This window comes from Elioraea sp. (genome assembly GCF_051860475.1).
Classification (GTDB): Bacteria; Pseudomonadota; Alphaproteobacteria; order Acetobacterales; family Acetobacteraceae; genus Elioraea.
Genome location: NZ_JBHYDW010000313.1, coordinates 1 through 596 on the forward strand (window position 1 = coordinate 1; position 596 = coordinate 596).

General features: G+C 68.3%; 1 protein-coding gene. It reads right to left on the reverse strand.

Annotated elements, in window-relative coordinates; all coding sequences use genetic code 11:
- On the reverse strand, positions 1-580 hold a 580-nt coding region (locus ACTIFU_RS23955; RefSeq protein WP_439580824.1), incomplete at its 3' end, for an ATP-binding cassette domain-containing protein.
- Positions 581-596: the final 16 nt, after the last annotated feature.

Below are 596 nucleotides of genomic sequence, written 5' to 3' on the forward strand. Positions count from 1 at the left end.
CGCGCGGCCATTGCCATACATCGAGGTCGTCGATCAAGACCGCGCCGCCGGTCGGACGGATCAGCCCGAGCAACAGGCGGATCAGCGTGGTCTTGCCCGCGGCAGACGGGCCGATGACGGCCAGCGTCTCGCCCGGCTTCACCTCGAGCGAGACGTTGCGGATGAACGGGAAGGCTTGGCCGGGCAGCGCGTAGAACACCCGGTCGAAGCTGACCGCGCCCCTCGCGTCCGGCAGCGCCGACTTGGTCAGCGACCGGAGCGGGGCCTGGGACAGATGCGCGTTGATCCGTGCATAGGCCTGGCGCGCCGTGACCGTCGTCTTCCACGATCCGATCATCTGCTCCACCGGGGCGAGCGCGCGGCCCATGATGATCGATGCCGCGATCATGGCGCCGCCGGTGATCTGGTCCTGCAGCACGAGGAGCGCGCCGGCGAACAGGATCAGGATCTGCAGGAACATCCGGATCGCCTTGGTCATGCCGAGCAGGAAGGAGGAGCGGTCCGCGGCAGTCGATTGCAGCGGCAGGCCCTCGGAGAAACGGCGGTGCCAGAGCCGGATCACATGCGGGCGCATGCCCATCGCGTCGATCGTATCG